Annotated in this window: 22 protein-coding genes; 10 read left to right on the forward strand and 12 right to left on the reverse strand. The window is 70.5% G+C overall.

Features of this window, described 5'->3' with window-relative positions:
- Window positions 1-36: 36 nt before the first annotated feature.
- Window positions 37-1,203: an MFS transporter gene (locus tag DEI83_RS10640; protein ID WP_111081926.1), complete on the reverse strand. Its 1,167-nt coding sequence runs from the start codon at window positions 1,201-1,203 to the stop codon at window positions 37-39.
- Between the two features lie 107 nt (window positions 1,204-1,310).
- Between DEI83_RS10640 and DEI83_RS10645 the strand changes: the two genes are divergently transcribed.
- A complete protein-coding gene (locus DEI83_RS10645) occupies window positions 1,311-2,084 on the forward strand; it encodes a GntR family transcriptional regulator (RefSeq protein WP_258371167.1) in 774 nt (257 codons plus the stop codon).
- Between the two features lie 31 nt (window positions 2,085-2,115).
- On the opposite strand, the gene DEI83_RS15960 is transcribed toward DEI83_RS10645, so the two are convergent.
- A complete protein-coding gene (locus DEI83_RS15960) occupies window positions 2,116-2,274 on the reverse strand; it encodes a hypothetical protein (RefSeq protein ID WP_181431175.1) in 159 nt (52 codons plus the stop codon).
- 155 nt (window positions 2,275-2,429) lie between these two features.
- On the opposite strand from DEI83_RS15960, the gene DEI83_RS10650 reads away from it, so the two are divergent.
- The 7 genes from DEI83_RS10650 (at window position 2,430) to DEI83_RS10680 (ending at window position 11,181) form a co-directional block, all read left to right on the forward strand.
- On the forward strand, window positions 2,430-3,530 hold the full coding sequence (locus tag DEI83_RS10650; protein WP_258371168.1) for a LacI family DNA-binding transcriptional regulator: 1,101 nt from the start codon (window positions 2,430-2,432) through the stop codon (window positions 3,528-3,530).
- 117 nt (window positions 3,531-3,647) lie between these two features.
- A complete protein-coding gene (locus DEI83_RS10655) occupies window positions 3,648-5,408 on the forward strand; it encodes an ABC transporter substrate-binding protein (protein ID WP_258371169.1) in 1,761 nt (586 codons plus the stop codon).
- The gene (locus DEI83_RS10660; protein ID WP_111081929.1) at window positions 5,405-6,385 is read left to right on the forward strand and encodes an ABC transporter permease; all 981 of its coding nucleotides are present in this window, start codon (window positions 5,405-5,407) and stop codon (window positions 6,383-6,385) included. The genes DEI83_RS10655 and DEI83_RS10660 overlap by 4 nt, the downstream gene beginning before the upstream one ends.
- Window positions 6,382-7,314 carry an ABC transporter permease gene (locus DEI83_RS10665; protein ID WP_111081930.1) on the forward strand — a complete coding sequence of 311 codons (933 nt, stop codon included), beginning with the start codon at window positions 6,382-6,384 and terminating at the stop codon, window positions 7,312-7,314. The genes DEI83_RS10660 and DEI83_RS10665 overlap by 4 nt, the downstream gene beginning before the upstream one ends.
- Entirely contained in the window at window positions 7,311-9,107 is a 1,797-nt protein-coding gene (locus DEI83_RS10670) for an ABC transporter ATP-binding protein (RefSeq protein WP_111081931.1), read from the forward strand. The genes DEI83_RS10665 and DEI83_RS10670 overlap by 4 nt, the downstream gene beginning before the upstream one ends.
- Entirely contained in the window at window positions 9,104-9,976 is an 873-nt protein-coding gene (locus DEI83_RS10675) for an alpha/beta fold hydrolase (RefSeq protein WP_111081932.1), read from the forward strand. The genes DEI83_RS10670 and DEI83_RS10675 overlap by 4 nt, the downstream gene beginning before the upstream one ends.
- A 20-nt stretch (window positions 9,977-9,996) precedes the next feature.
- Window positions 9,997-11,181 carry a glycoside hydrolase family 1 protein gene (locus DEI83_RS10680; RefSeq protein ID WP_220036777.1) on the forward strand — a complete coding sequence of 395 codons (1,185 nt, stop codon included), beginning with the start codon at window positions 9,997-9,999 and terminating at the stop codon, window positions 11,179-11,181.
- A 108-nt stretch (window positions 11,182-11,289) separates the two neighbouring features.
- Here DEI83_RS10680 and DEI83_RS10685 read toward each other — a convergent pair whose 3' ends face one another.
- Window positions 11,290-12,399, reverse strand: a complete 1,110-nt coding sequence (locus DEI83_RS10685) for an acyltransferase (protein ID WP_111081933.1) — start codon at window positions 12,397-12,399, stop codon at window positions 11,290-11,292.
- Window positions 12,400-12,520: 121 nt separating this feature from the next.
- On the opposite strand from DEI83_RS10685, the gene DEI83_RS10690 reads away from it, so the two are divergent.
- Window positions 12,521-13,744 carry a glycosyltransferase family 4 protein gene (locus tag DEI83_RS10690; protein ID WP_111081934.1) on the forward strand — a complete coding sequence of 408 codons (1,224 nt, stop codon included), beginning with the start codon at window positions 12,521-12,523 and terminating at the stop codon, window positions 13,742-13,744.
- Window positions 13,741-14,391 (forward strand): sugar transferase, encoded by a 651-nt coding sequence (locus DEI83_RS10695; RefSeq protein ID WP_111081935.1) that lies wholly within the window; start codon window positions 13,741-13,743, stop codon window positions 14,389-14,391. Before DEI83_RS10690 ends, DEI83_RS10695 begins: the two co-directional genes overlap by 4 nt.
- A gap of 53 nt (window positions 14,392-14,444) precedes the next feature.
- On the opposite strand, the gene DEI83_RS10700 is transcribed toward DEI83_RS10695, so the two are convergent.
- From DEI83_RS10700 to DEI83_RS10735, 9 genes are all read right to left on the reverse strand, one after another.
- Window positions 14,445-15,578, reverse strand: a complete 1,134-nt coding sequence (locus DEI83_RS10700) for a glycosyltransferase (RefSeq protein WP_111081936.1) — start codon at window positions 15,576-15,578, stop codon at window positions 14,445-14,447.
- Window positions 15,575-16,819 (reverse strand): glycosyltransferase family 4 protein, encoded by a 1,245-nt coding sequence (locus tag DEI83_RS10705; RefSeq protein ID WP_181431176.1) that lies wholly within the window; start codon window positions 16,817-16,819, stop codon window positions 15,575-15,577. Before DEI83_RS10705 ends, DEI83_RS10700 begins: the two co-directional genes overlap by 4 nt.
- An 11-nt stretch (window positions 16,820-16,830) precedes the next feature.
- On the reverse strand, window positions 16,831-17,991 hold the full coding sequence (locus DEI83_RS15965) for a hypothetical protein (RefSeq protein WP_181431177.1): 1,161 nt from the start codon (window positions 17,989-17,991) through the stop codon (window positions 16,831-16,833).
- A 56-nt stretch (window positions 17,992-18,047) separates the two neighbouring features.
- Window positions 18,048-19,310 (reverse strand): hypothetical protein, encoded by a 1,263-nt coding sequence (locus DEI83_RS10710; RefSeq protein ID WP_111081938.1) that lies wholly within the window; start codon window positions 19,308-19,310, stop codon window positions 18,048-18,050.
- Window positions 19,307-20,455: a non-hydrolyzing UDP-N-acetylglucosamine 2-epimerase gene (wecB, locus tag DEI83_RS10715; protein ID WP_111081939.1), complete on the reverse strand. Its 1,149-nt coding sequence runs from the start codon at window positions 20,453-20,455 to the stop codon at window positions 19,307-19,309. Before wecB ends, DEI83_RS10710 begins: the two co-directional genes overlap by 4 nt.
- A complete protein-coding gene (locus DEI83_RS10720; RefSeq protein ID WP_111081940.1) occupies window positions 20,452-21,525 on the reverse strand; it encodes an NAD-dependent epimerase/dehydratase family protein in 1,074 nt (357 codons plus the stop codon). The genes wecB and DEI83_RS10720 overlap by 4 nt, the downstream gene beginning before the upstream one ends.
- Window positions 21,525-22,586, reverse strand: coding sequence for an SDR family NAD(P)-dependent oxidoreductase (locus DEI83_RS10725; protein ID WP_111081941.1), 1,062 nt, complete (start codon window positions 22,584-22,586; stop codon window positions 21,525-21,527). The genes DEI83_RS10720 and DEI83_RS10725 overlap by 1 nt, the downstream gene beginning before the upstream one ends.
- Before the next feature lie 121 nt (window positions 22,587-22,707).
- Window positions 22,708-24,114, reverse strand: a complete 1,407-nt coding sequence (locus tag DEI83_RS10730) for a polysaccharide biosynthesis tyrosine autokinase (protein ID WP_111081942.1) — start codon at window positions 24,112-24,114, stop codon at window positions 22,708-22,710.
- Between the two features lie 127 nt (window positions 24,115-24,241).
- A partial coding sequence (locus DEI83_RS10735) for a DUF3060 domain-containing protein (RefSeq protein WP_220036778.1) occupies window positions 24,242-24,708 on the reverse strand: 467 nt, incomplete at its 5' end.

Genomic DNA, 24,708 nt, shown 5'->3' on the forward strand with positions numbered 1-24,708 from the left:
CGTCCCGTTGCCGGCGAGCGGACCGGGTGGGCGCGCTCAGTCGTGCGAGCGGTCCGTCCGCGGCACGAGCGGCAGGGCGAGCACCGGCAGGGCGGCGACGAGGAGGAACGACCCCGCGAAGCCGACCAGGCCCACCAGGGCACCGACGCCCGGACCGACGGCGCTCGCCGCGATGAACTGCCCGGTGTTCTGCGCCCCGAGTGCGCGTCCGGACCAGAACGGACCGGCGGCTTCGGCGACGGACGTGTACGCGAGGCCGTTGTCGGCGACCGTGACGCTCGTCGCCACGACGAGGACCACGGCGGCGGCGGGCAGGTGCGTGACGTCGACGAGCGCGAGGACCACCATCACCACCGCGGCCGACACCGCGACCACCCGCAGCGGACCGACGCGGGAACCGACGCGGTCGCTCCAGAGCCCGACCAGGATCCGACCGACGGCGCCGACGAACTGTGCCGCACCGACCAGGAGACTCGCGGCGGACGTCGACCAGCCGAGCGTGACGAGCCAGACCAGGCCGTAGGTCGACAGCGTGAACTGCGGTACGACGAGCAACACGGACACCGCGTGGATCCGCCACAGGAACCCGTCCGACCGGTAGGGGTTCGCCGTGGCCGTCCCTGCTGCCGCCGTGCTCGTCACGGCCGCCAGCACCGCCGGCGGCCGCGGCGGGTCGACGATCCCGACGGCGGAGAGCGCGGCGAGCAGAGCGCAGAGCAGCAACGGCAGCACCAGAGCCGCGCGGATGCCGGACGTCTCGGCGAGCGGGGGCACGGTGACCGCCGCGAGGGTCACCCCGAGCGGCTGCGACATCTGCCGGATGCCCATCGCCAGGCCCCGCCGCTCCCTCGGGAACCAGCCCACGACGACACGACCGCTCGCCGCGTTCGTCGAGGCGCTCGTCATCCCCGCAGCCAGGAACGCGAGCCCGAGGAGCACCGGGTCACCGGCTGCGAGCCACGCGCCGGCGACCGCGAGCGTGGTGAGCACCAGGCCACCCGCGATGACGACCCGTTCCCCGATCCGGTCGGTCACCGCGCCCCACGCGATCAGCGTCAGCACCATGCCCGCCGTGGGTGCCGCTGCGAACAGCCCGGCCTGCGCGAGGGACATGCCCGCGCCGTGCAGGTGCGGGATGAGCAGCGCCGGTGCGGTGACGACGAGCGTCCCGGCGGCCTGCGCGGCGACGCCGAGCGAGAGCATGCGCCACGCTCGTGCTGGCGTCCGGACCACGCGCTCCCCGTCTCGACTCGGCTGGTGTACCGGAACGGTATACCAACACGCGTCGGACGGCACTACGCTGGATGCCCGTGACCGAACCGACCGACGCAGCACCCGTGTCGCAGACGGCCCAGCTCTACGACAACCTCCGAGCCGCGATCCTGACGCTCGACATCGCACCGGGGGAACGCATCTCGGAGCGCGGGCTCGAAGCGCGATTCCACGCCTCGCGCACCCCGGTCCGTGCGGCGCTGTCGCGGCTCGAGCGCGAGGGACTCATCCTGCACGAGGGTCGCTCCTGGACGGTCACCCCGATCGACCTCGACGAGATCGCCTCGCTCGCCGAACTCCGCGGCGTGCTCGAGCCCGCCGCGGCCCGGCTCGCCGTCGCCCGAGCGCAGCCCGACGCGATCGCCGCGGTCCGGTCGCACCTCGACGCGCTCCGCCCGACCCCGGACCGACAGGCCGGCATCCGGATGGGGTCCACGTTCCACCTCGACCTCGCCGCACTCGGCGGCAACCGCTTCATCACGGACGCCGTCGCCGACGCCCTGACGCGGCTCGAGCGCACGCGGTGGATCGAGGTCCGCACGCCGGAGGCCCGCGACGCCGCCTGGCAGGAGCACAGCGACATCCTCGACGCCGTGCAGCGCGGTGACGCCGACCGTGCGGCGGACCTGGTCGCCGCGCACGTCGCGGGCACCAACGACCGTCTGCTGGGGTTCATCGCCCAGGAGCGGCGTCGACTCCGCGGGGCCGGCATGGCCATCGTCGGCGCACCGGACCTGTTGGCCGGCGGAACCGACGCCGACGCCCGGGCCGGGGCCGGAGCCGGGGTGAGCGTGGCGTCAGGCGGGGCCTGAGCGGCCTCGCCCTGCGGGCGCCCTCGTGTCGCTACTCGACGAGCGGACGTTCCTCCGTCCCGTCGAACTGGGCCGTCACCCAGGACAGGTGCGCGTCGCCGTCGTGGTCGAGGAGGGCCTCCCGGACCTCGGCCTCGTCGTGGGAGAGCCGGTGCGCGTCCCTGCGCCCGGACGGAGTCGACTGTGACATCTGATCGTCCTTTCTCCGGATGGTCGGGCCAGTGTCGTCCTGCCCGCGCCCGTCCGCAAGACCCTTCCGGCACCTGTGCAGGAAGGGGCGTGCTTAGGATGGTCGGCGTCGTCGGGCGGGCCGTCCGGGGCTCCGATCGCGAGGGGAGGACCGGCGTGGAACCGCAGCACAGCGCACCTCCCACGGTCTACGACGTCGCCTCGGCCGCCGGTGTGTCGATCGCGACCGTCTCCCGCGTCCTCCGGACACCGGACGCCGTCCGAGAGGGCACCCGTGACCGCGTGCAGGCGGCGATCCGTTCCCTCGGGTACGTGCCATCGGGGAACGCGCGTGCCCTGGCCGGACGCCGGACCGGGGTGGTGGGACTCCTGCTGCCGGGCTTCGACGTCGTGCCCGACGAACGACCGGACGTCGTGACGGACGGCGGCGTGCGTGTCGTCGACGACCGACGGCACGTGACCCAGCCGACGTCCTCCAACCTGTACTTCGACGAGGTGCTGCGCGGCGCGGAGACCGAGGCGTGGCAGCGTGGGCTGGCGCTCATGGTGGCGGCCGGTCGGGGACCGTCCCGCGACGTCATCGTGAACGACGTCGCCGGGCGGGTGGACGGCCTGGCGGTCCTGGCGCAGACCGTCCCGGACGAGCTGCTCGAGCACGTCGCCCGTCGCATCCCCGTGGTGGTGCTCGCGGACGACCGGCGGTCGCGGGGCTTCGACTCGATCAGCGTCGACAACGCCGCCGGGATGCGCACGCTCGCGGCGCACGTCATCGGGCGGCTCGGCATCCGGTCGATCGCCTACGTCGCCGGACCGGTCGACTCGCCGGACGACCAGGAGCGCGCCGCCGGGTTCCGCCGGGCACTCGAGGACCACGGGCTCGCGTCGGATGCCGTGCGGACGGTGCACGGTGACTTCGGCCGGGTGCGGGCGCGGGAGCTCGCGCGGACGCTGCTCGACGAGCGGGTGCCCCGGGCCGTCGTCTGCTCGAACGACCAGTCGGCGCTCGGGGTCCTGGACGCCGTCCTGTCCCGCGGGCTGCGGGTGCCGGACGACGTGGTCGTGACGGGGTTCGACGGCATCGACGCGGGACGGTTCTCCGCTCCGCGACTGACCACGGTGCACCAGCCGATGGGGGACCTGGGGCGAGCGGCGGTCCGGGCGATCGTCGACCGTCTCGACCACCGCGACGGGCCACCGCGGGCCGTCCGCCTGCCGGTCGAGGTGCTGTTGCGGGAGAGCTGCCCGCCGTCGCTCTGACGGGCCGGACCAGGCGCGGAGCGGTGCGCCCTGCGTGTCGACGCCCGCCGGTTGCGCTTCGCTATGTAAGCGCATACATTGAAGGAGTACCCACTCGACACGGAGGTCGACCGAGCAATGACGCTTCCCCCACAGCGCACGCGCGAGCCAGCCGCCCGCGACCCTCGTGCACGCAGCGCCCGATCCCGCAGTGGCCGCATCGTCGCAGCGATCGCCGGGCTCGCCGTCGTGGCCCTCGTGGCCACCGGCTGCAGCATCCAGGTCCGCTCCGAACCCGATCCCACCATCGGCAAGGACACGATGCTCATCAACGCGGACCGCGGCAACCCGCTGTTCGACCGCAACTTCAACCCGTACATCGCGAACGCTCGAACCGCTTCCAAGTGGATGTACGAGCCCCTCATCGAGGTGAACCCCCTCGACGGCAAGCGCAACCCGTGGCTCGCCAGCGAGTGGAGCCAGCCCGACGCGAAGACCATCGACATGACGATCCGCTCGGGCGTCGAGTGGTCCGACGGGTCGCCGTTCAGCGCGGAGGACGTCGTCTTCACCTTCGACCTGCTCAAGGAGTTCCCCGCCATGGACGTCAAGGGCGCCTGGCAGCACATCGAGCGCATCGAGCAGGACGGTGACCACGTCGTCTTCCACCTCAAGAGCGAGGACGTCCCGAGCCTGACGATCATCGGGCAGACGTACATCCTCGGCGAGGACCACTGGGGCGGCGTGGAGGACCCGACGACCTGGCGCGACCCGAACCCGGTCGGCACGGGGCCGTTCGTCCTCGGCAACTACACCGACCAGCAGTACTCGATGGACAAGAACCCGAAGTACTGGCAGGCCGACGAGATCGCCATCGAGCACCTCATCCTGCCGGCGACGAACACGCAGCTCGACACCGTCACCCGCGGCTACGACTGGGCGTACTCGTTCATCTCCGACGTGAAGGGCACCTGGGGTGCCGCGTCGAAGACGAACGAGTGGTGGTTCCCGGCCGGCGGCGTGATCGGCCTCATCCCGAACCTCACGAAGGCGCCGTACAACGACGTCAACGTCCGCCGGGGCATCTCGCTCGCGCTGGACCGCGACGCCATCGCCGAGACCGCGTCCGAGGGCAACCTGTCGGCGGCGAGCCAGACCGGCCTGATCCTGCCGAACCAGGAGCGGTACCGCAACCCGGACATCCCCGACCAGGGCATGATCACGCAGGACACGAAGGCGGCGCTCGCCAGCCTCGAGAAGTCCGGCTACACCGTGCAGGGCGGCAAGGTCGTCAAGGACGGCGAGCAGCTCGCGATCACGATCATGACCGCGAACGGCTACTCCGACTGGCTCCGCGCCGCACAGGAGGTCCGCCGCGAACTGACGGCCATCGGCATCAGGGTGACGATCCAGGCGCCGCAGCCCGCCGGGTACCAGCAGAACATCAACAACGGCACGTTCGACATGGCGATGGGCGGCATGGGCAACGGCGACGTCTACCAGGCGTACAACTCCCTGCTCAGCAGCGAGTTCTACCAGCCCGTCGGCACGTCGACGGTCAACAACTACGAGCGGTACAAGAACGCCGACACCCAGAAGCTCCTCGACGAGTACAAGGCGACGACGGACACCGCGAAGCAGCAGGAGATCCTCGACCAGTTGCAGCAGACCGTCTACGACGAACTCCCCGTCATCGGCATGTACCACGGCGGGCTCTGGGGTCTGTTCAACACCGGCAAGTTCGTCGGCTGGCCGAGCGCGAAGGACCCCTACATGGCACCGCAGAACTACGACTCGGCACCGCTGCTCATCTTCACCAAGCTCCGGCTCCGCGACAGCGCCGCCGGCAAGCAGATCCTGCAGGAACAGGACGCCGCGCAGCAGGAGGACCAGAAGTGACGTACGTCCTCCAGAAACTCGTCCTCTTCGTCCTGACCCTCTGGGCCGCGGTCACGCTGAACTTCGTGCTCCCGCGCCTGATGCCCGGCAGCCCGGCCGACGCCGCACTCGCGAAGCTCAGCCAGAACGGTCCGGTCACCGACGCCACCAAGAGAGCCATCGAGGCCCAGCTCGGGGTGCCGACCGGCAACCTCTGGGACCAGTACGTCAGCTACCTGCACCAGGTCATCACCCTCGACTTCGGCACGAGCTACACGTTCTACCCGCAGCCCGTCGGCGACCTCGTGTCGAAGGCCCTGCCGTACACGCTGATCCTCGTCGGGGTCGTCACGGTCCTGGCGTTCGTGCTCGGCACCCTGATCGGTGTCGCGGCGGCGTGGAAGCGCGGCACCTGGCTCGATTCGCTTCCCACCCTGTCAGGGTCGTTCATGTCGACGTTCCCGTACTTCTGGACCGCGCTGCTCCTGCTGTTCTTCCTCGGCTACGTGCTGCACTGGTTCCCGACCACGGGCGCGTACTCGGCGACGACGACGCCGGGCCTGAACGGTGCGTTCTTCGGCGACGCACTGCAGCATGCGGTGCTGCCGGCGGTCACGATCCTGGTGACGAGCCTCGGTGGCTGGATCATCGGCATGCGCAACGCGATGATCAACACCCTCGGTGACGACTACGTGACCTTCGCCGAGGCCAACGGCCTGCGCGGACGCACCGTGGCCGTCCGCTATGCGGCCCGCAACGCGATCCTGCCGAACCTGACCGGCTTCGGTCTGGCGCTCGGTGGCGTGGTCGGCGGTTCCGTGCTCGTCGAGCAGGTCTTCGGCTACCCGGGCATCGGCTACCTGCTGTTCAACGCCGTCATCGGGCAGGACTACCCGCTCATGCAGGCCCTCTTCCTGATGATCACCGTGTCGGTGCTCATCGCCAACTTCATCGTGGACGTCATGTACGGCGTCCTGGACCCGAGGACGCGCCGATGAGCACAGTCGCAGTACGCACACAAGACGCCCCGGAACAGCAGGCGCCGTCCAAGTGGCGTGCCGCCGCCCGCCAGTTCGGCGTCGTCTGGTCGAACGGGAAGGCCCGGACCGGCATCGTCATCCTCGGCGTCTTCGTGTTCGTCGCCGTCTTCGCGCCGCTCCTGGCCCCGTACGGTGCCAGCCAGAACGGCTTCGGCCGCTCCGCCGACGCGACCCCCGACCACTGGATGGGCACCACCGCCGCCGGCGAGGACGTCCTGTCCCAGATCATCCACGGCGCCCGCATCTCGGTCATGGTCGGCGCGGTCGCGGGCATCCTGTCCACGCTCGTCGCCGTCGCGATCGGCCTCAGCTGGGGCTACGTCCGCGGCTGGATCGCCGAGGTCATCGGGTTCGTCGTGAACCTGTTCCTCGTCATCCCGGGTCTGCCCCTGATGATCGTCATCGCCGCCTACCTGCAGAACGGCGGCATCGCGGTGATCATCGCGGTCATCGTCGTGACCGGTTGGGCGTGGGGCGCTCGCGTGCTCCGCTCGCAGACGCAGTCGCTGCGCGGCCGGGACTTCGTCACCGCTGCCCAGTTCTCCGGTGACGGCGCGACCCGCATCGTCTTCCGCGAGATCCTGCCGAACATGACCAGCCTCATCGTCGGCAGCTTCTTCGGTGCCGCGACGAGCGCGATCCTCGCCGAGGCGGGCCTCGAGTTCCTCGGCCTCGGCGACTCCTCGATCGTCAGCTGGGGCACGATCCTCTACTGGGCGCAGAACTCCAACGCGCTGCTCACCGGCCAGTGGATCCTGCTGTTCGCACCGGGTCTCTGCATCGCCCTCCTCGCGATGAGCCTCACCCTCATCAACTTCGGCGTCGACGCCGTGTCCAACCCGCGGCTGCGCGAGGGCGCGCGGCCCCGTAAGGAGAAGACCGCATGAGCGGCTTGCCAGAAACGCAACCGGCAGACGGCCTGGAGGCGCGCACCGGCGCCGCCACGGGCCTCCAGCCCGACGCCCGTCACGACCAGGGCGACGCATCCGTCCTGCTCGACGTCCGCGACCTGTCGGTCGTCTACGAGTCGTCGGGGCAGACCGCCGTCCAGGCGGTCGACCACGTGTCCTTCTCGCTGCGGAAGGGCGAGTTCGTGGGCCTGGTCGGCGAGTCCGGGTCCGGCAAGTCGACGCTCGGCTACGCGCTGACCCGGCTGCAGAAGCCCCCGGCACGCACGAACGGCGGCAGCATCGTCTTCGCAGGCAAGGACATCCGCGACCTCGACGAGGAAGCCCTGCGTCAGCAGCGCCAGGGCGGCTTCGCGATGGTCCTGCAGTCCGGCATGAACGCGCTCAACCCGGTGCGGACGATCCGCAACCACTTCATCGACGTCTTCAAGGCGCACGGCCACGTGTCGCGCGACCGCTGGGACGCGCGGATGAAGGAGCTCATCGAGAAGGTGAAGCTGCCGACCTCGATGCTCGCCCGGTTCCCCGGGGAGCTCTCCGGTGGCATGCGGCAGCGCGTCTCCATCGCCCTGGCACTCTCGCTCGAGCCGCAGCTCATGGTGTTCGACGAGCCGACCACGGCGCTCGACGTCCTCGTGCAGCACGCGGTGATGGACACGATCATCGAGCTGCAGCGAGCCGAGGGCTTCACAGCGGTGCTCATCAGCCACGACCTCGGCATCGTGCTCGAGGCCACCGAGCGCGTCCTCGTCATGCACGAGGGCCGGATCGTCGAGGACGGCGGTTCGCGCGAGATCCTCCGCGACCCCCAGGACCCGTACACGCAGATGCTCCTGTCGCACTACGCCGACCCCCGCGCTTCGGTCGTGAGCCTCCCGGGCTTCCCGGACCGCTCGCTCCGCGCCGAACACGGCGAGAAGCGGCAGGAGGCCACGACCTCCCACGCCACGGTCGGCACCCGCGAGCGCAGCGCGGCGAGGAACCCGATCGTCGTCGACCACCTCGTGAAGACCTACGCCCCGCCCCGTCGTGGTGAGGACCCGGTCCGGGCGGTCCGCGACGTGTCCTTCACGCTCGAACCGGGGCAGTCCCTGGCCCTGGTCGGCCAGTCCGGCTCCGGCAAGTCGACCATCGCGAAGCTGCTCACCGGCGTCGAGAAGCCGAGCTCCGGCACCGTCCGGTTCGGCGACCTCGACGTGGCGAAGCTCGGCCGCCGAGGCATGCGTGACCTGCGCTCCGAGGTGCAGATGGTGTTCCAGGACCCGTACTCGGCGCTCAACCCGCTGCACACGGTCGAGTACACGCTCACCCGTCCGGTCGTGAACTACACCGGGCTCCGCGGTCGCGATGCCCGGCGTCGCGTGCTCGAACTCCTCGAGACGGTGGGCCTCACGCCCGTGGAGCAGTTCGCGCAGAAGCTCCCGCACCAGCTCTCCGGCGGGCAGCGGCAGCGCGTGGTGATCGCCCGGGCGCTCGCGAGCGACCCGCAGGTGATCATCGCCGACGAACCGGTCTCGATGCTCGACGTGACGCTCCGCGCCGGGGTGCTCGCGCTCCTCGAGGACCTGCGCGAGCAGTGGGGCGTCTCGCTCCTCTACATCACGCACGACCTGCTGAGCGCCCGGCTCATCACGGACGACATCATGGTGCTCCACGAGGGCGCCGTGGTCGAGCGAGGCCGGACCGCCGACGTGCTGCAGCACCCGCAGGACGACTACACGGTCGCGCTGCTGGACGCCGTGCCCAACCCCCGCCGCAGACTGGCCTCATGACCGACCTGCACGCGTTCCCCACCGTCCCGCCGTTCGGCCACCTGCCGACACCCGAGGGGGTCGACGTCGTCGGCATCGACCTGCCCGTCGGCCGGCTCACCGCCTACCGCGTCGTCCCGTCGGGGCCGAGCAAGGGCGTCGTGCTCGTCGTCCCCGGGTACACCGGCTCGAAGGAGGACTGGCGCACGTTCATGCCGCTCCTCCGGGACGCCGGCTGGACCGCGGTCGCGATCAGTCGGCGCGGGCAGGCCGACTCCGCCGCGCCCACCGAGCCCCGCGACTACGCCCTCGACGAGGAAGCGGCCGACGTCGTCCGCGTCGCCCGGCTGCTCGACGACGGCGCTCCCGTGCACCTGGTCGGGCACTCGCTCGGCGGCGTGATCGTCCGCGCCGCCGCGATCCAGGACCCGAGCGCCTTCCGCGACGTCGTGCAGTTCTGCTCCGGGCCGTACGGCTGGCCCTACCGCAAGGTCGCCGAGCTGACGATCCTGCACGACACCGGCGGCAACCTCCGGCAGCTCTTCGACTCGACGAACCCGCTCTGGGCGTACCGGCCCGACGAGGAACTGCCCGACGACGTCCGGATGGTCCGCGACCGCTTCGACGCGACGAGCCCCTTGAGCGTCGTCGCCGGCGGGCACATCCTCGAGGACCACACCGACGCGTCCGCCGAACTCCGCGCCACCGGGCTCCCCGTCCTCGTCACGCACGGGGAGTGGGACGGCGCCTGGCCGATCCCGTGGCAGCGGACCATGGCCGAGGACACCGGCGCCGAGTACGTCGTCATCCCGGAGAGCTGGCACGGCCCCCAGATCGAGAACCCACAGGGAACCGTCGAGGTCTTCGACCGGTTCTTGCGCAAGCACTGAAAGGCACCATCATCACCACATTGCACTTCCCCGACGGCTTCCTCTGGGGCGCCGCCACCGCCGCCCACCAGATCGAGGGCAACAACGTCAACAGCAACTGGTGGGTGCACGAGCACGAACCGGACACCACGATCGTCGAGCCCTCCGGCGACGCGGCCGACAGCTACCACCGCTACCGTGAGGACATCCGGATCGCCGCCGACCTCGGCCTGAACTCCTACCGGTTCAGCATCGAGTGGTCCCGCATCGAGCCCGAGCGTGGGTTCGTCAGCCGCGCAGAGGTCGGCCACTACCGCCGCATGGTCGAGGCCTGCCACGAGTTCGGCATCGAACCGATCGTCACCCTCATGCACTTCACCGTGCCGCGCTGGTTCGAACGCGACGGCTTCTGGCGCGCGGACGACGCCGCCGACCTGTTCGCCCGCTACACCGAGGCCGCGCTCCCCGTCGTGCAGGACGGCGTCCGCTACGTCTGCACGATCAACGAGCCGAACATCGCCGCGATGCTCGCCGGCGGCGAGGACGCGGCCAACCTGGTGGCGTACGGCCTGCCGAACCCGGACCTCCAGGTGGCCGACGCCCTGCTGGCCAGCCACCGGCGGTCGCGCGAGGTCCTGGGGCAGGTGTCGGGCCTCCAGTCCGGGTGGACCGTCGCGACCCAAGCGTTCAAGCCCTCCGGCGAGCCAGGGTCCGAAGAGATGCTCCGTGAATACGGGTACCCGCGCGACGACTGGTACCTCGAAGCGGCGGCCGGCGACGACTTCGTGGGCGTGCAGGCGTACACGCGGACCTTCATCGGACCAGACGGGCCGCTGCCCGTCGCGGACGACGTCGAGACCACGCTGACGGGGTGGGAGTTCTACCCGGAGGCCGCGGCCGACGGGATCCGCAGCGCGTGGGAACTGTCGGGACACGTCCCCGTGATGATCACCGAGAACGGCATCGCCACCGCGGACGACACCCGTCGCATCGCCTACACGCAGGGCGCGCTCGAGGGCATCCACCGCTGCATCGAGGACGGCATCGACGTCCGCGGCTACCAGCACTGGTCGCTGCTCGACAACTACGAGTGGGCGTCCGGGTTCCGGCCGACGTTCGGGCTCGTCGCGTGGGACCGGGAGACGTTCGAGCGCACGCCGAAGCCGTCGGCGCGGTGGTACGGGGGAGTCGCGCGGGCGAACGCGCTCGAAACGGGTCGCGGCTGACGGCTGCGCGGATCGACGGGAGGCACGAGTTCCGTCCTGCACCGTGCCTCCCGGTCCCGCTGCGTCTGGATGGCGGACGGACGAGGCGACCCCGAGCACAGACGGTTGCTATGCGGGGACCGGACGAGGCGTCGGCCGGAGGACTCGTCGTCGGAGCCGGTCCGTCGGCACCTCGACCAGCACGCCGCCCAGCACCCCGACGACCAGGGCGACGCCGAGTGCGATGGCCCGGCCGAGGACGCCGTCGATCCGCGGCTCGATGAGGGCGAGGACGACGAGGTGCCACAGGTAGAGCGAGTAGGACGCTCGTGCGCCGAACCACGCCAGCGGACGCCAGGCGAGGACCCGGGCCGCCGCGGTGTCCGCCGTACCGAGTCCGGCGATGAAGACCGCGGCGACGAAGCCGGCGGCGGGAACGGCACCCAGGATGACCACGGGGTCGGACTTCCACTGCGACGGCATCAGGAGCGCCAGGGTGACCAAAGACCCGAGGCCGCCCCAGGTGGCGATCCGGCCGGCCCGTGCAGACCATCGCTCGCGCTGGCGGAGGTGGTCGAGCACGAGCGCGGCGAAGCAGCCCGACGCGAGCGACGACATGCTCACCGGCGGGGCGTAGTACACAGCTGAGGGCCCCGCGTCCGGACTCGGGGTGGCGAACGGGATGCAGCTGAGGGGTCCGAGGAGGACGATGCCGCCGAGGATCCACAGCAGGACGTGACGGCGACGGACGACCGGCAGCATGAGTGCTGCGAGGGCGGGCCAGAACACGTAGAACTGTTCCTCCGCGGACAGACTCCACAGGGGGTCGAAGACGCCCTGGTGGATCCCGAAGTAGGCCCTGCCGAGGTTCGTCGTCCATGTCAGGGCCAGACCGGCGGCGAGGCCGAGGTCGGTCGTCGACCCTCCGTACCCTCCGACCCACGGCCACAGGAGTGCGACGACGGCGGTGAGCACGAGCACCGGCGGCGCGATCCGCAGGAGACGGTTCAGGACGAACCGACCGAGCCGGACGCGGCGGTGACGGCGCACCTCGGCGAGCAGCAGGCTCGTGATCAGCGTTCCGGAGAGCGCGTAGAAGACCGGGAGGGCGAGGACAGCGCTCTGCAACCCGGGCGCACCCATGTGGTAGGCGCTGATGGCGATGGCGAGCAGCGCTCGGAGGCCGTCGAGCGCAGAGATCCGATCACTGATGCGACTCGCGTGCAGTGGGACGTCCATCCCGGAAGTCTTGCTCCGCCCGGCGCCTCGTATCCAGTTGTCCACATACCAAATGTCGCATATGAGCGACGGCGGGTCAACGCGGTTGGATTGCGAGCACTTCGGATATTAGTATTTCGGCATGCCTGCCCGTACCCGACCTCTCCGCATCGCGGTCGTCTCGCAGTACTACCCTCCCGAGATGCAGGGGTGGATCCCTGCATCCGTGGCGCGCGGCCTCGCCGACCGCGGGCACGACGTCAGTGTCGTCACGGCCTTCCCCAACTACCCGTTCGGCAGGGTGTTCCCCGGCTGGTCCCAGCGCTTCGGACACGTGGAGGACGACGGCCCCGTCACCGTGCGGCGCGTCCCCATCGTGCCGGACCACTCCAGCAGCGCTCTCCGTCGGATGGTCAACTGCCTGAGCTTCGCGGCATCGTCGCTCACCACGTCCCGCGCCGTCCGTGGCGCTGACGTCGTCTACGTGCACAGCGCGCAGCCGACCGCGGCGATCGGTCCGATGGTCTGGCGCCGCCTGTTCCGCACGCCGTACGTCCTGCACGTGCAGGACGTCTGGCCGGAGTCCGTCACCGGCTCGGGTTTCGTCCGCAGCGAGTGGGCGGCGCGCGTCGCGCGGCTCGTGCTCATCGCCTGGCTTCGACGTCTCCACGGACGTGCAGCACACGTCATCGCGATCGCTCCCGGTGCCGCACGTCTCCTCGTCGAGCGCGGAAGCCGACCGGACCACACATCGACCATCGTGAACTGGGCGATGGACATGCCCGCGCTGCCGGAACGTGTGCACGACGGTACGACGACGATCATGTACGCCGGCAACCTCGGCCCGAACCAGGGCCTCGACGTGGTCATCCGCGCTGCCGCCCGGTGCAGGCACGTGCCCGGTCTCCGGTTCGTCTTCGTCGGGGACGGGCTCGCCGCCGACCGTCTGCAGGCCCTCGCCGTCGAGGTCGGAGCGACCACCATCGAGTTCCGCCCTCCGGTGTCCCGCGATCGCATGCACGCCGTGCATGCCGAGGCGGACTTCGAGATCGTCGCGCTCGCGGATGCGCCCATGTCCCCGATCACCATCCCGTCGAAGCTCCAGGACGCTCTGGCCAACGGTGTGCCGGTCATCGCCGCGCTCCCGGGTGACGGGGCCGACCTCGTCCGCGACGGGGAAGCAGGGTTCGTCGCCGCGCCCGGTGATGTCGACGCGGTCGAGTCGGCCTTCCGGGCCGCGCACGCCACCGACGGCCGCCAGCGCGCCCGCCTCTCGGCCAACGCACGCTCCGTCGTCGAGCAGCACATGCACCCCGACGCGGCGATCGACCACATCGAGCAGATCCTCAGGGAGGCAGCCGCATGACCGCTCGCTCATCGCACCGACCTTGGACGCCCACCAAGCACGCGCTCGACCGCATCGTCGCCGTCGCGCTCCTGATCCTGCTGGCGCCCCTGCTGGTCGTGATCGCGCTCGCGATCCGGTGCGAGGGCGTCGGGCCGGTCGTCTACCGACAGACCCGACCCGGTCTGCACGGCGAGCCTTTCCAGATCATCAAGTTCCGGTCGATGCGACCCGACCCCGAGCTCGAGCGCCGGGGAACCGAGGGGGACCACCTGCGCATCACGCGTCTCGGTCGTCTCCTGCGCGCGAGCAGCCTGGACGAGCTCCCGAACCTGATCAACGTCGCGCGCGGCGAGATGAGCATCATCGGACCGAGACCGCTCCTGATGTCCTACCTCGAGCTGTACGACGAGCACCAGGCACGACGGCACGAGGTCCGTCCGGGGATGACGGGACTCGCCCAGGTCAACGGTCGAAACGACTCGGACTGGGCGACGCGGTTCGACCTCGACGTCGAGTACGTCGATCGCTGCTCGTTCCTGCTCGACGTCCAGATCCTCGTCGCGACCGTGTGGACGGTGATCACCGGACGTGGCGTCTCCGCCCCGGGCCACGCGACCATGGGCACCTTCCGGGGCACGGACGACCAGGCGATCGCAGCTCGCTGACCCGGGCAGCACCGACCCCTGGCGAGCATCGTTCGCCAGGGGGTCGTGCTGTCTCAGTGGAGTCCGAGCACCATCTCGAACACGTGTGGGGCGGGCGGGGAGCTCCGCCACGCGTCGTACGCGTCCGCAGCATCCTGCGCGCGTCTGACCCGCTCGGCAGTCGACTGCCCTGCCCACCGGTCGAGCGTCACCGCCCAGGCGTCGTCCGGGACGACCTCGCCACCGCCAGCTGCGACCCGCGCCGACCACGGCGTGGTGTCAGACAGGAGGACCGGTCGACCGACCGAGAGCGCCTCGGCGATCGTGTGTCCGAAGTTCTCCCCGGCCGTCGCCGTGACCATGGCGTGCGCGGCGCCGATCCTGTCGAGCACCGCTCGGTGGGACTGCGCCCCCCGGAACTCGACGCTGACGTGCTCGGGCAGCGCGGCCGAAGCGGCAACGCATCGTCGACCGTACGCGACGTCGTCGACGGGACCGACGACCACGAGTCGGACCGGATGCGAGACCTGCGCGAGCGCCTCGATCACCAGGTGGGTCCGTTTCTTCGGGCTGATCCGACCCGCCATGACGACTTCGAAACGGTCGCTCGGACGCACCGGGACACGGGTGGACACAGCCGACAACGTCGTCTCGTTCTCGCGGACCACGACCTCCGCGTCCGGTCCGGCCGCCGCCCGGATGTGCGCGGCCTCGAGCTCGGTCGAGGCATGCCAGGTGACTCCGTGGAAGACGCCGGACGCGCGGGCGACGTCGAGGTAACGCTGCTTCTTCACCCGCTTGATCGCGAGCGCACCCGGGTCGAACTCGCCGCGCGGGGCGACCAGGAACCGCCCGCTGAGGGGGAACCCGCACCGGCGCAGCAGCAGGGGGAGCACTCCGAACTGTGGGTCGAACACACTGTTCACGTAGGTGAGGTCTGCGTGTGGACGCGAGAGCATCGCCGCAGCGAGGCGAACGGTCCCGTCGACACCCCGGGTGTCCACGAAGTGGACCCGCCGCCCGCCCGGGAGGGTCGCAGTTCGGGGGACGTCGAGGCGGACGTCTGCGCAGAGATCGCGGTCCCGCGTGACGACCTCGACCTGCATCCGGTCCGGCGCGGTCCGGACCAGGGCGTCGAGCGTGCGGATCGGTCCGCCGCCGTTCACAGCCGGCGGGAAGTACGGGGCGAGCGCCCGGACGGTCGTCATCGTGTTCCTCCGGTACGACCGCGGGCCGCGACCGCCTCTGACACGAGGTCGCGCCACACACGCTCCGCCACCGCCGTCGCGTACCTCGCCTCCACGTGTGCACGGGCGTCCCTTCCCCGGAGGTCGGCCCGTGTGGCGTCGAGGACGCCCTCGGCGAGCGCTGCGGCGAGGTCCGGGATCAGGGTCGGCCCGAACGGGACGAGGGTCCCTGCGGCGGCGGGGACCGCCTCCGTCGCGCCGCGTGTCGCGGTCGCGACCACGGGGAGTCCGGAGGCCATCGCCTCGAGGAACACCACGCCGAGCCCTTCCTCCCGTGAGGCCAGGGCGAAGAGCGACCCCGTCCGCAGCAACGCCGCGAGTTCGGCATCGGTGGGGGACTCGACGACTCGGACCACCTCGCGCAGGCCGAGCTCGTCGATGAGCTCGACGTCAGCCGTCGGCAGCGCATGACGTCCGGCCAACACCAGGTCGTGGCGGACGCCGTGCCCGCGTCGCGCGAGGGCGTAGGCCCGGAGCAGGGTCCGGACGTCCTTCCGTGGGTCGTTGAGTCGACTGACCATGATGATCGGGCCGTCTGCTGCGCGCCTGGTCGCCGGTCGGAACGCGCTCGTGTCGACGCCGACGGGCAGCACCCGGACCGGACGCCCGCAGCGTTCCCGCAACCGGTCCGCCATCGACGCGTTCACCGTGACGACGGTCCTGGCGAGCTCCAGCGCCCGTGTGTCGTGGCGCGCGGTCGCGGCGGTGACCGTCCGCAGCAGGAGTCCCCGGAGTCCGCGGCTGCCCGCGAGCCGAGCGGCTCGTTCCTCCTCCACGAGTGACGCCACCTTGAGCACCCAGGGGACGCGGACGTCGCGCATGACCGAACCGATCGCCGGTGTCCCGGCGATGACGATCGCGGCGTCACAGTCGTCGACGAGCGCGGTCAGGGCTCGCCGCGGACGGTAGCGGTTCGGCTCCAGCTCCGGGAGCGTCGTCCCCACGTCCCAGATCTCGAGCCCGGTGCCCGCTCGCCGTCGCGCGACCGGTCCGCACAGGAGCGCCCCCGGCCGCATGGGCGATGCGTGCTCCGGCGCTCCGTGGAACATCCGCGGGGAGACGATCCGCACGTTCCATCGTTCCGTCAGGGGTACGTGGTCCCCGCCGAACGCCTCTGCCACGAAGTCGGCCACGGCGGCCAGGCCGCCGCCCCGGGCTTCCGGTGTGCGGTACTCGGGGACGACGATCGCGAGTGAACGCATGACGCTCTCCTTCACAGGGAGTCCACGTCCGGCCGGACGTGGACGGTGGTCGAGGGACGGAGGAGCGTCGCGAGGCTCCACCACCACGCGACGGCGCTGAGGCCGGTGATGACCGCAGCGACGGCAACGACGACCCCGATCCCGAGCGGTGCCGCTGCGACGACCGTCGGCAGCCGGAGCACGGCCGTCACACATCGGACGGTGAGGATCCGGCGACCGACGCCCAGCGCACGGTGCGCGGACTCCGGGACGGCGGCGACGAGCTGGAAGAGCAACTCGACGGCGGTCAGGGGGAGGATCGGGTCGACGAGGTCCCAGGTCGCGCCGAGCAGGGTGCTGCCGATCTCGTCCGGCACGCACGCGAGCGCGACCAGTGCGGGCAGTGCGAGTGCCGCCATCAGCGCCGCGTCCGCCGTGAACCGTCGGAGGGGACTGTTCGACCCGAGGTGGTGCACCGAACGGGGGATGAGCAGGCTTCGCGCGGCGGACAGCGCCACCGTCACTGGACCGGCGAGGGTCCCCGCACCACGGAGCGCTGCTGCCACCGAGAGTCCTGCGACGGCGGTGGCGACCCACGTCACCAACTGGACGACGCCGCTGCCGATGAGCGTGTCCGACGCGAACGCGATCGAGCGTGCACTGGGCACCGGAGTCCGCGACCAGACCGGCAGGACATCGGAGTGGGTCCGCAGCGTGCCGGCGTACCCGAGTGCCGCACCGCTCACCGCCCAGATGGTGAAGGCGTCGACACCGCTCCAAGTCCCGGCGAGCGACCCGACGAAGGCCAGGGCGCTCGCCGCGGACCAACTCCCCTCGAGGACGACCGCCGTCCGCGCGGACCCGGTGGCGACCAGGACCGCGCGGACGCACTCACGCATCGTGAGCCCGTGCACCGTCAGGGCGCCGATGACCAGGTACGCGGAACTGGTGGTCAGGCCGGCCGCGAGCAGCACGACCGCTCCCACCAGCCCGACAGCCGAAGCACGGCCGAGCAACCTCGTGTCCGCCGGACGCCGCGTCGCATCGGCGATGAGGGGATCGGTGACCGCTGAACGGGCCAGAGCTGCGACGAGGAGCAACGCGGCGACGGCGATGCCGAACCGGCCGGTGCCCGCGACGGTGGAGGTGCGGGCCACTGCCACCGCGACGAGGAGCCCGGAGATGCTGGACAAGGCACTGATGGTGAGCGCCGGCACCGCGCGTCCACGGACGATCCGTCCCAGCCGCGTCACGATCTGCTGGCGCTCACCGCGCCGGGGACACGGGCCGGGTCAGGGCGGTGGCCCGGGATGATCGGCGCTCGTCGTGCCCACAGCCGGAGCAGGAAGAACACCGGGAGCGTCGACACGAGTGTCTGCAGCAGGTTGATCGACGTGTCGGGTGGGGTCCCGAACCAGGAGAGCGGGCCGCTCAGCACGAGTGTCAGGACGATCAGGGCGTACGGACGCTCGGCGATGGCACGCCACGGGCGGAGCGACATCACCACCGTGGCGTAGCCGCCGTACAGCAGGACCACGGCGAGGGTGCCCCAGAAGAACCACGCGGTCGCGACCGGCAGGAACGTGTACGACGAGAAGGACACTCCGCCGAGGAACTCGTTGATCACGTTCCCGGACGAGAGTCCGTCGCGACCCGGGTCGAGGAAGCGTGGGACGAGCCCGTAGCGCAGCACCTCTCCCAGCCCCGCCTGCCCGAGGTCGTGTCCCGGTCCGTACTGGGCCGCGCGCGCGATCTGCTCGTCGAAGCGCAGCCGGTCGGATGCGGAGACGTTCTCGCTCACGTCGATGCCGCTCGCGACGCGCAGTTGGTTCCGGATCGCGTAGACGGTCGGCCAGACGACGGCGAGCACCGCGATGGCCGCGGCGATCCAGGACCGGGGCACCAGGTCCGTGAGGAAGGCGAGGATGAGCAGCAGGACCACGAAGGCGGCCGCACGGACCGTGATCGTCGAGACGTACGCCGCTCCGATCTGTGTGACGAGGAGTGCGCCGATCCAGCTGAGTGTCACCGCGCGGCTGAGACCGCCGAGATGGTACGCGGCGATGAGCAGCGCGAGCGCGACGGAGGTCCACGAGACGAACGGCGTGAGGACGGCCGCAGCGCCGGACGGGAGCTGCGAGTCGACCTGCGAGCGCAGCGTCCCCGCGCCGAGCAGGACCGACGCAGAGGTCGCAGTGATGGCGACGACGCTGACACCGCGAGCGATCGCCGCCACCCGTCCGGCATGCCAGCACCGTGCCGTCGTTCCCGGGGGCGGGGACCCGGCGGAGCGACCTGCCCGGTGCTCCGCCGACGCCACCAACGCCACCGAACCCTCGACGGCGAGCGTCCCGGCGACCGCGGCGCCCCACGTCTGCAGGATGAAGTCCGTCTGCGGATTCGCGTTCCAGACGGCCAACGGCAGGAAGAGGAGCACGTACGGAGCGGTGACGACGAAGGTCGTGGGGAAACGCAGCGCCAGGCGGAGGCCCGTGGAGCCCGCGCTGCTCACGCCTTCCGCCGGATCCCGGCGTTCGCGTGATGCGCGTGCGCCGTCCCGAGGATGAAGGCGACCACCCGCCGGGCCGTGTCCGGTACGGCGTACTCCGCCGGGCCTCCCGTCCGGACGGTAGGCGCGGTCGCGCGCGCGAACCGGACCGCCTCGGTCACCGTGCGAGCGGTGACACCCGCGGTCACCACGGACCCGGTGTCGATCGCCTCCGGGCGTTCGATGCGGTCGCGGAGTGTGACGGCGGGGAAGCCGAGCATGACCGACTCCTCGCTGACCGTGCCGGAGTCGGAGAGCACCACGAAGGCGGAACGCTGCAGTGCGTTGTAGTCGTGGAACCCGAAGGGCTCGTGCATCAGCACGCGCGGGTACCGCTCGGCGTCGATGCCCATGAGGGACCGGCGGGTCCGCGGGTGCGTCGACATCAGGACCGGTAGGTCGTGCTCGTCGCCGACGGCTTGGACGGCCTCGAGCAACGCGATGAGGCGGTCGGGGTCGTCGACGTTCTCCTCGCGGTGCGCGCTGACCAGGACGTATTCATCGGTGGTGAGGGACAACCGGGCCAGAACGTCGCTGCTCGCGATCGCGGTACGGTGCACGGCGAGGACCTGGTTGAGCGGTGAACCGGTCAACACGACACGCGACGGGTGGATACCCTCCGCCAGCAGGTTCCGGCGCGCGTGTTCGGTGTAGACGAGGTTGTAGTCGGCCACGTGGTCGACCATCCGGCGATTGGTCTCCTCCGGGACGTTCTCGTCGAACGACCGGTTGCCGGCCTCCATGTGGAACACCGGGATGCGCATCCGCTTTGCCATGAGGGCCGCGATCGCGCTGTTCGTGTCACCGAGGACCAGTACCGCGTCGGGGCGCTCGAGACGCAGGACCCGCTCGGTCTCGCGGAGGACGTCGCCGAGCACCGCGCCGAGTGACGACGTGTCGACCGACAGGTGGTGATCCGGAAGTCGGAGGCCGAGGTCGTCGAAGAAGACGTCGCTGAGTTGCCGGTCGTGGTTCTGTCCGGTGTGGACCAGGACGTGGTCACACGTCGCCTCGAGCAGGTGGATGACCTCGGACAGGCGGATGATCTCCGGGCGTGTGCCGACGACGGTCACGACCTTCGTCCTGCGCCCTTCGGGTTGCGTGCTCATGCGGTTTCCTGGTGGGTGTCGGGGCGTGCGGGGTCGAAGAGCTCGTTCGTCCAGAACGCCGTGACGAGCGGCGAAGTGCCGGTGTTCGTGATGGCGTGCGCCCAGAGTGTCGGCATGTCGATCGCCACGGGCTGGTCGCCGGTCACGTCGAACACCTGACGTTCGCCGGTCAGGACCCGGCGGAGCACGATGCGGGCCTCGCCCTGGACCACGACGAAGCGTTCGATCTTGCGGCGGTGGAAGTGGTCGCCGCGGGTGATCCCGGGCAGCGTCGTCGAGATGCCGGTCTGTCCCGCGCTGCCGTGAGCACGCACCAGCTCGGTGAACGCCCCACGCTCGTCCATCGCTGAGGTCAACCGATGCACCGGAGACACCGCGAACGCGTACGAACGGTAGGTGTTGAAGAGGTCGCGGTCGAACCTGCTCTCGAGGGCAGGGATCTCCCCGCGGCGGTACACGTCGGCGAGCGCGGTGATCCGCCCGGCGAGTTCGGGGACCGTCATCCTGGTGCCGCGGCGGTCGAGCTCGGCCTGGTCGATCATGCCCGCGAGGGCTTCGGCGACGTCCTGCGCGTGCACGAACGTCCGGACGTCGTCGGAGTCGACGGACGGTTGCTCGCCACGTGCGATGCGGTGGCAGAAGGTCAGTGCGACGCCGTTGTGGTACGGCGTGCCGTGCTCCCCGAAGACGTTCTGGATGACGACGTCGACGAAGTCCGCTCCCCACCGTGCCGCTGCCGCCGACAGGACCTCGCGCGCCCGGGCCTTGCCCTCGGTGTACGGGCTGGTCCCCCGCATACCCGTGTCCGCGTACACGACTCGACGCGGACGCGCACCGCCTGCGTCGAGGGTCGCCACGAACCGGCGAGCGAGTTCGACGTTGCCCTCGCGGACGTCGTGGTCGGATCCACGCGAGATGCCTGCGACGTGGATCGCGGTCTCGACGTCGGCGAGGTCGGTCGTCGTGGCTGCCGTCTGACGCAGGTCGACGTCCTGCCATGACCGCCCCTCGCTGTACAGCACGGTCCGGAGGTGCCAACCGACCAGCCCGCCGCGGCCACTGATGGCCATCACGCTGCGATCTCCATGACGCGCCGTCCCGCGGCAGCCAGCTCAGCGCGGATCTCGGGCAGCGAGAGCAGCAGGTCCTCGACGCCGCACACGTCGAGGCGTTCGACACTGTGTGAGTCGTAGGCGAGGCGGCCGGTCTGCGTCGGGTCGCCCTCCTCCACGTACGCCGAGTAGTTGAGGTCGCGGACGTCTGCCGGGATGCGGAAGTACTCGCCCATGTCCTGCGCGCGGGAGAGTTCCTCCCGGCTCGCCAACGCCTCGGACAACTTCTCGGCGTGGCGGGTGCCGATCACACGGAACGGCTCGCCGGTCACCCCGAACAGGTTCGCCAGTGCCCGGGCGAGGTCACCGATCGTGCACGACGCGGCCTTCTTCACGAACAGGTCGCCCTGGTCGGCGTGCACGAACGCGTGCTCGACGAGGTCGACACTGTCCTCGAGCGACATCATGAACCGGGTCATCTCGGGGTTCGTGATGGTGAGCTGTTGCCCGCGGCGGATCTGGTCGACGAAGAGCGGGATGACCGAACCGCGCGAGTACATCACGTTGCCGTACCGCACGCATGACACCGTGGTGTCGGAGACGTGGTCGTTGAGGCCGAAGGACAGCGCCACCTTCTCCATGAGCGCCTTGCTGAGGCCCATCGCGTTGACCGGGTAGACCGCCTTGTCGGTGCTGAGACACACGACGGACTGCACACCGGCGGAGACCGCCGCGGCGACCACGTTCTGACTGCCGAGCACGTTCGTGCGGACCGCTTCGAGCGGGAAGAACTCGCACGAGGGCACCTGCTTGAGCGCGGCGGCGTGGAACACGTGGTCGACACCGCGCACGGCACGGTGGACGCTCTCCGGTTCGCGGACGTCACCGAGGTGGAAGCGCGCACGGGGATCGCCCAGCTCGTTGCGGAGCTGGTCCTGCTTCGCTTCGTCGCGGCTGAGGATCCGGACCTCGGCGACACCACGAGCGAGGAGACGCTTGGTGACGGTCTTGCCGAAGGATCCGGTGCCGCCCGTCACGAGGACGCGGGATCCGGCGAGGGAGTCGGTGCTGGTGGTCATGATGGTCCTGAGGGTCCTTGTCTCGACTGGGGTCGGTACGACGCGCGTCTGCTGCGTCCTGCCTGGAGGCGCGGTGCGCGTGGTCTCGTCGGGTGCGGTGCGGGCCGCTTGGCGGTACCGGTCATTCCGCGACGCGGACGCCGCGGATCGGGCGCAGGTCGGCCTTGGTGAGTTCGGGAGTATCGCCTAGGTAGCCGTAGCCGTACTGCTGGTGCGGGGTCTTCGTCATGGTGACGGCGATGCCGAGTGTGTGGGCGTCAGCGCGCTCGAGCACGGCGAGTGCGTCGCGGAGTTCGTGGGTGTGGGACTTGCCGGCCGCGGTGACGACGATCGCGCCGGAACTCGCCGCCGCGAGGACTGCTGCATCCGTCACCGGGAGCAACGGCGGGGTGTCGACGATGACGTAGTCGTTCGCGACCGCGAGCGCAGCGAGGATCTCGGTCATGCCCGCGGACGCGAGCAGGTCTGCCGGGTTCGGCGGGAGGGGACCGGTCGGGAGCACCGTGCCGGTCGCTCCCCACGGCTGTGCCACGTCGTCGAGTTCGGCCCGGCCGATCAGGACGTCCGTCAGCCCGACGCTGTTCTCCAGGTCGAGTCGGGCAGCGACGGCCGGGCGGCGGAGGTCGCAGTCGACGACGGCCACGCGAGCCCCACCCTCCATCAGCGCCGCGGCGAGGTTGAGGGTCGTGGTCGTCTTGCCCTCGCCGGGGTTCGCCGAGGTGATGACGAAGACGCGGCCGGTCGCGCTCTGACCGAGGAACCTGAGGTTCGTGCGGAGGGCGCGGAAGGCTTCGGCGAACGCACCCCGACCATTGCCCTGGATGAAGACCGGGGTCCGCTGCAGGTCCTTCCACTTCGGCACGGTGCCCAGCACGGGTCGATCGGTCACCGACTCGACCTCGGTACGGCTCCGGATCTTCGTGTCGAGCAGTTCACGGAGCACGGCGCCGAGGACACCGACGGAGAGCCCGCTGACGATGCCGAGGAACAGGGCCTTCGTCGGCTGCGGAGTCGCCTTGTCCTGTGGGACCAGGGCCGGCTGCACCGTGCGGATCGACACCGGACTGGTCGCTCCAGCACTCGCCTGCTCGAGGTCTTCGGCCACGAGCTCGGTGAAGCTCTCGCTGATGGCGTTCGCGATCGCCGCGGCACGAGCGGCGGACGTGTCGTTGACGGTGAGGTTGAGCAGGACGGTCTCGTTCGGCGACGATGCGCGGACCCGACTTGCCAGGTCCTGTGCGGTCAGGTGGAGCCCGAGCTCGGCGATCGCGGACTGCAGCACTCGCGGCGTGGTGATGATGTCGACGTACGACCGGACGCGTTGCTCGGCGGCGTTCCCGCCCTGAACGAGGTCGGTCGTCGAGCCGGATTCGGACGATGCGACCGTGACGTAGAGCCGAGTGGTCGCGTCGTAGGTCGGCGTCGAGAGCATCAGCTGCGCACAGCCGGCAGCGGTACCGAGAGCCAGTCCGCTCAGCACGAGGGGCCATCGTCGCCCGAGTGTGCGGACGATGTCGGGGAGGTCCATGTCGCTCCTGTCTTGAAGGCGTGACGCTTATCCTAGCATTCGAAATGTGATGGTGAAATACGAAGTCCAGGAAGAAGCAAGGCCGACCGGGCGGGTCCGGTCGGCCTCGGCGGTCTTCAGGTGTTCGTCAGTCGACTCTGTTGCCCTGGCCCTGGTCGTCGACGGTGGGAGCGTCGCCGTCGACATGGACCGTGTTGTTCGAGCCGAGCAACATGACTGACTCGACTGACTCGACGGTGATGTCGTTGTTGCTGCCCTCCACGACCATCGACTTCGTGTCACCGATGCGGACCTTGCTCCCCTTGGCCACGACGGCGACGGCATCACAGTCCTCGATCTGATGCGGAGCGCCGTCGCCGCTGATCACGGCCTGCTTGCCGTCGCAGGCGTTCTCGTACGGCGCTGCGGCGCCGGGGTCGCGCATGGTCGCCGACGGTGATGAGGACGGCTTGGGCGCGGTGTGGTCGGTCGACTGCTGCGAGCAGCTGGTCAGCAGGAGCGTGGTGACGCTCGCGGCCAGGAGTGCGGTGGCGATGCTGCGGGTCTGCATGGTCTGTCCTTCGGGGGCGGATTCCGGTGGGGGCGGGGAAGCGT

The organism is Curtobacterium sp. MCBD17_021, from assembly GCF_003234525.1.
GTDB lineage: Bacteria > Actinomycetota > Actinomycetes > Actinomycetales > Microbacteriaceae > Curtobacterium.

Excerpts from the sequence above, each read along its gene's own strand:
- DEI83_RS10670 (WP_111081931.1), top strand. The coding sequence starts at position 7,311 with ATGAGCGGCTTGCCAGAAACGCAACCGGCAGACGGCCTGGAGGCGCGC.
- DEI83_RS15960 (WP_181431175.1), bottom strand. The coding sequence starts at position 2,274 with ATGTCACAGTCGACTCCGTCCGGGCGCAGGGACGCGCACCGGCTCTCC.
- DEI83_RS10720 (WP_111081940.1), bottom strand. The coding sequence starts at position 21,525 with ATGGCCATCAGTGGCCGCGGCGGGCTGGTCGGTTGGCACCTCCGGACC.
- DEI83_RS10640 (WP_111081926.1), bottom strand. The coding sequence starts at position 1,203 with ATGCTCTCGCTCGGCGTCGCCGCGCAGGCCGCCGGGACGCTCGTCGTC.
- DEI83_RS10655 (WP_258371169.1), top strand. The coding sequence starts at position 3,648 with ATGACGCTTCCCCCACAGCGCACGCGCGAGCCAGCCGCCCGCGACCCT.
- DEI83_RS10725 (WP_111081941.1), bottom strand. The coding sequence starts at position 22,586 with ATGACCACCAGCACCGACTCCCTCGCCGGATCCCGCGTCCTCGTGACG.
- DEI83_RS10705 (WP_181431176.1), bottom strand. The coding sequence starts at position 16,819 with ATGCGTTCACTCGCGATCGTCGTCCCCGAGTACCGCACACCGGAAGCC.
- DEI83_RS10700 (WP_111081936.1), bottom strand. The coding sequence starts at position 15,578 with ATGACGACCGTCCGGGCGCTCGCCCCGTACTTCCCGCCGGCTGTGAAC.
- DEI83_RS10730 (WP_111081942.1), bottom strand. The coding sequence starts at position 24,114 with ATGGACCTCCCCGACATCGTCCGCACACTCGGGCGACGATGGCCCCTC.
- DEI83_RS10695 (WP_111081935.1), top strand. The coding sequence starts at position 13,741 with ATGACCGCTCGCTCATCGCACCGACCTTGGACGCCCACCAAGCACGCG.
- DEI83_RS10690 (WP_111081934.1), top strand. The coding sequence starts at position 12,521 with ATGCCTGCCCGTACCCGACCTCTCCGCATCGCGGTCGTCTCGCAGTAC.
- wecB (WP_111081939.1), bottom strand. The coding sequence starts at position 20,455 with ATGAGCACGCAACCCGAAGGGCGCAGGACGAAGGTCGTGACCGTCGTC.
- DEI83_RS10665 (WP_111081930.1), top strand. The coding sequence starts at position 6,382 with ATGAGCACAGTCGCAGTACGCACACAAGACGCCCCGGAACAGCAGGCG.
- DEI83_RS10675 (WP_111081932.1), top strand. The coding sequence starts at position 9,104 with ATGACCGACCTGCACGCGTTCCCCACCGTCCCGCCGTTCGGCCACCTG.
- DEI83_RS10685 (WP_111081933.1), bottom strand. The coding sequence starts at position 12,399 with ATGGACGTCCCACTGCACGCGAGTCGCATCAGTGATCGGATCTCTGCG.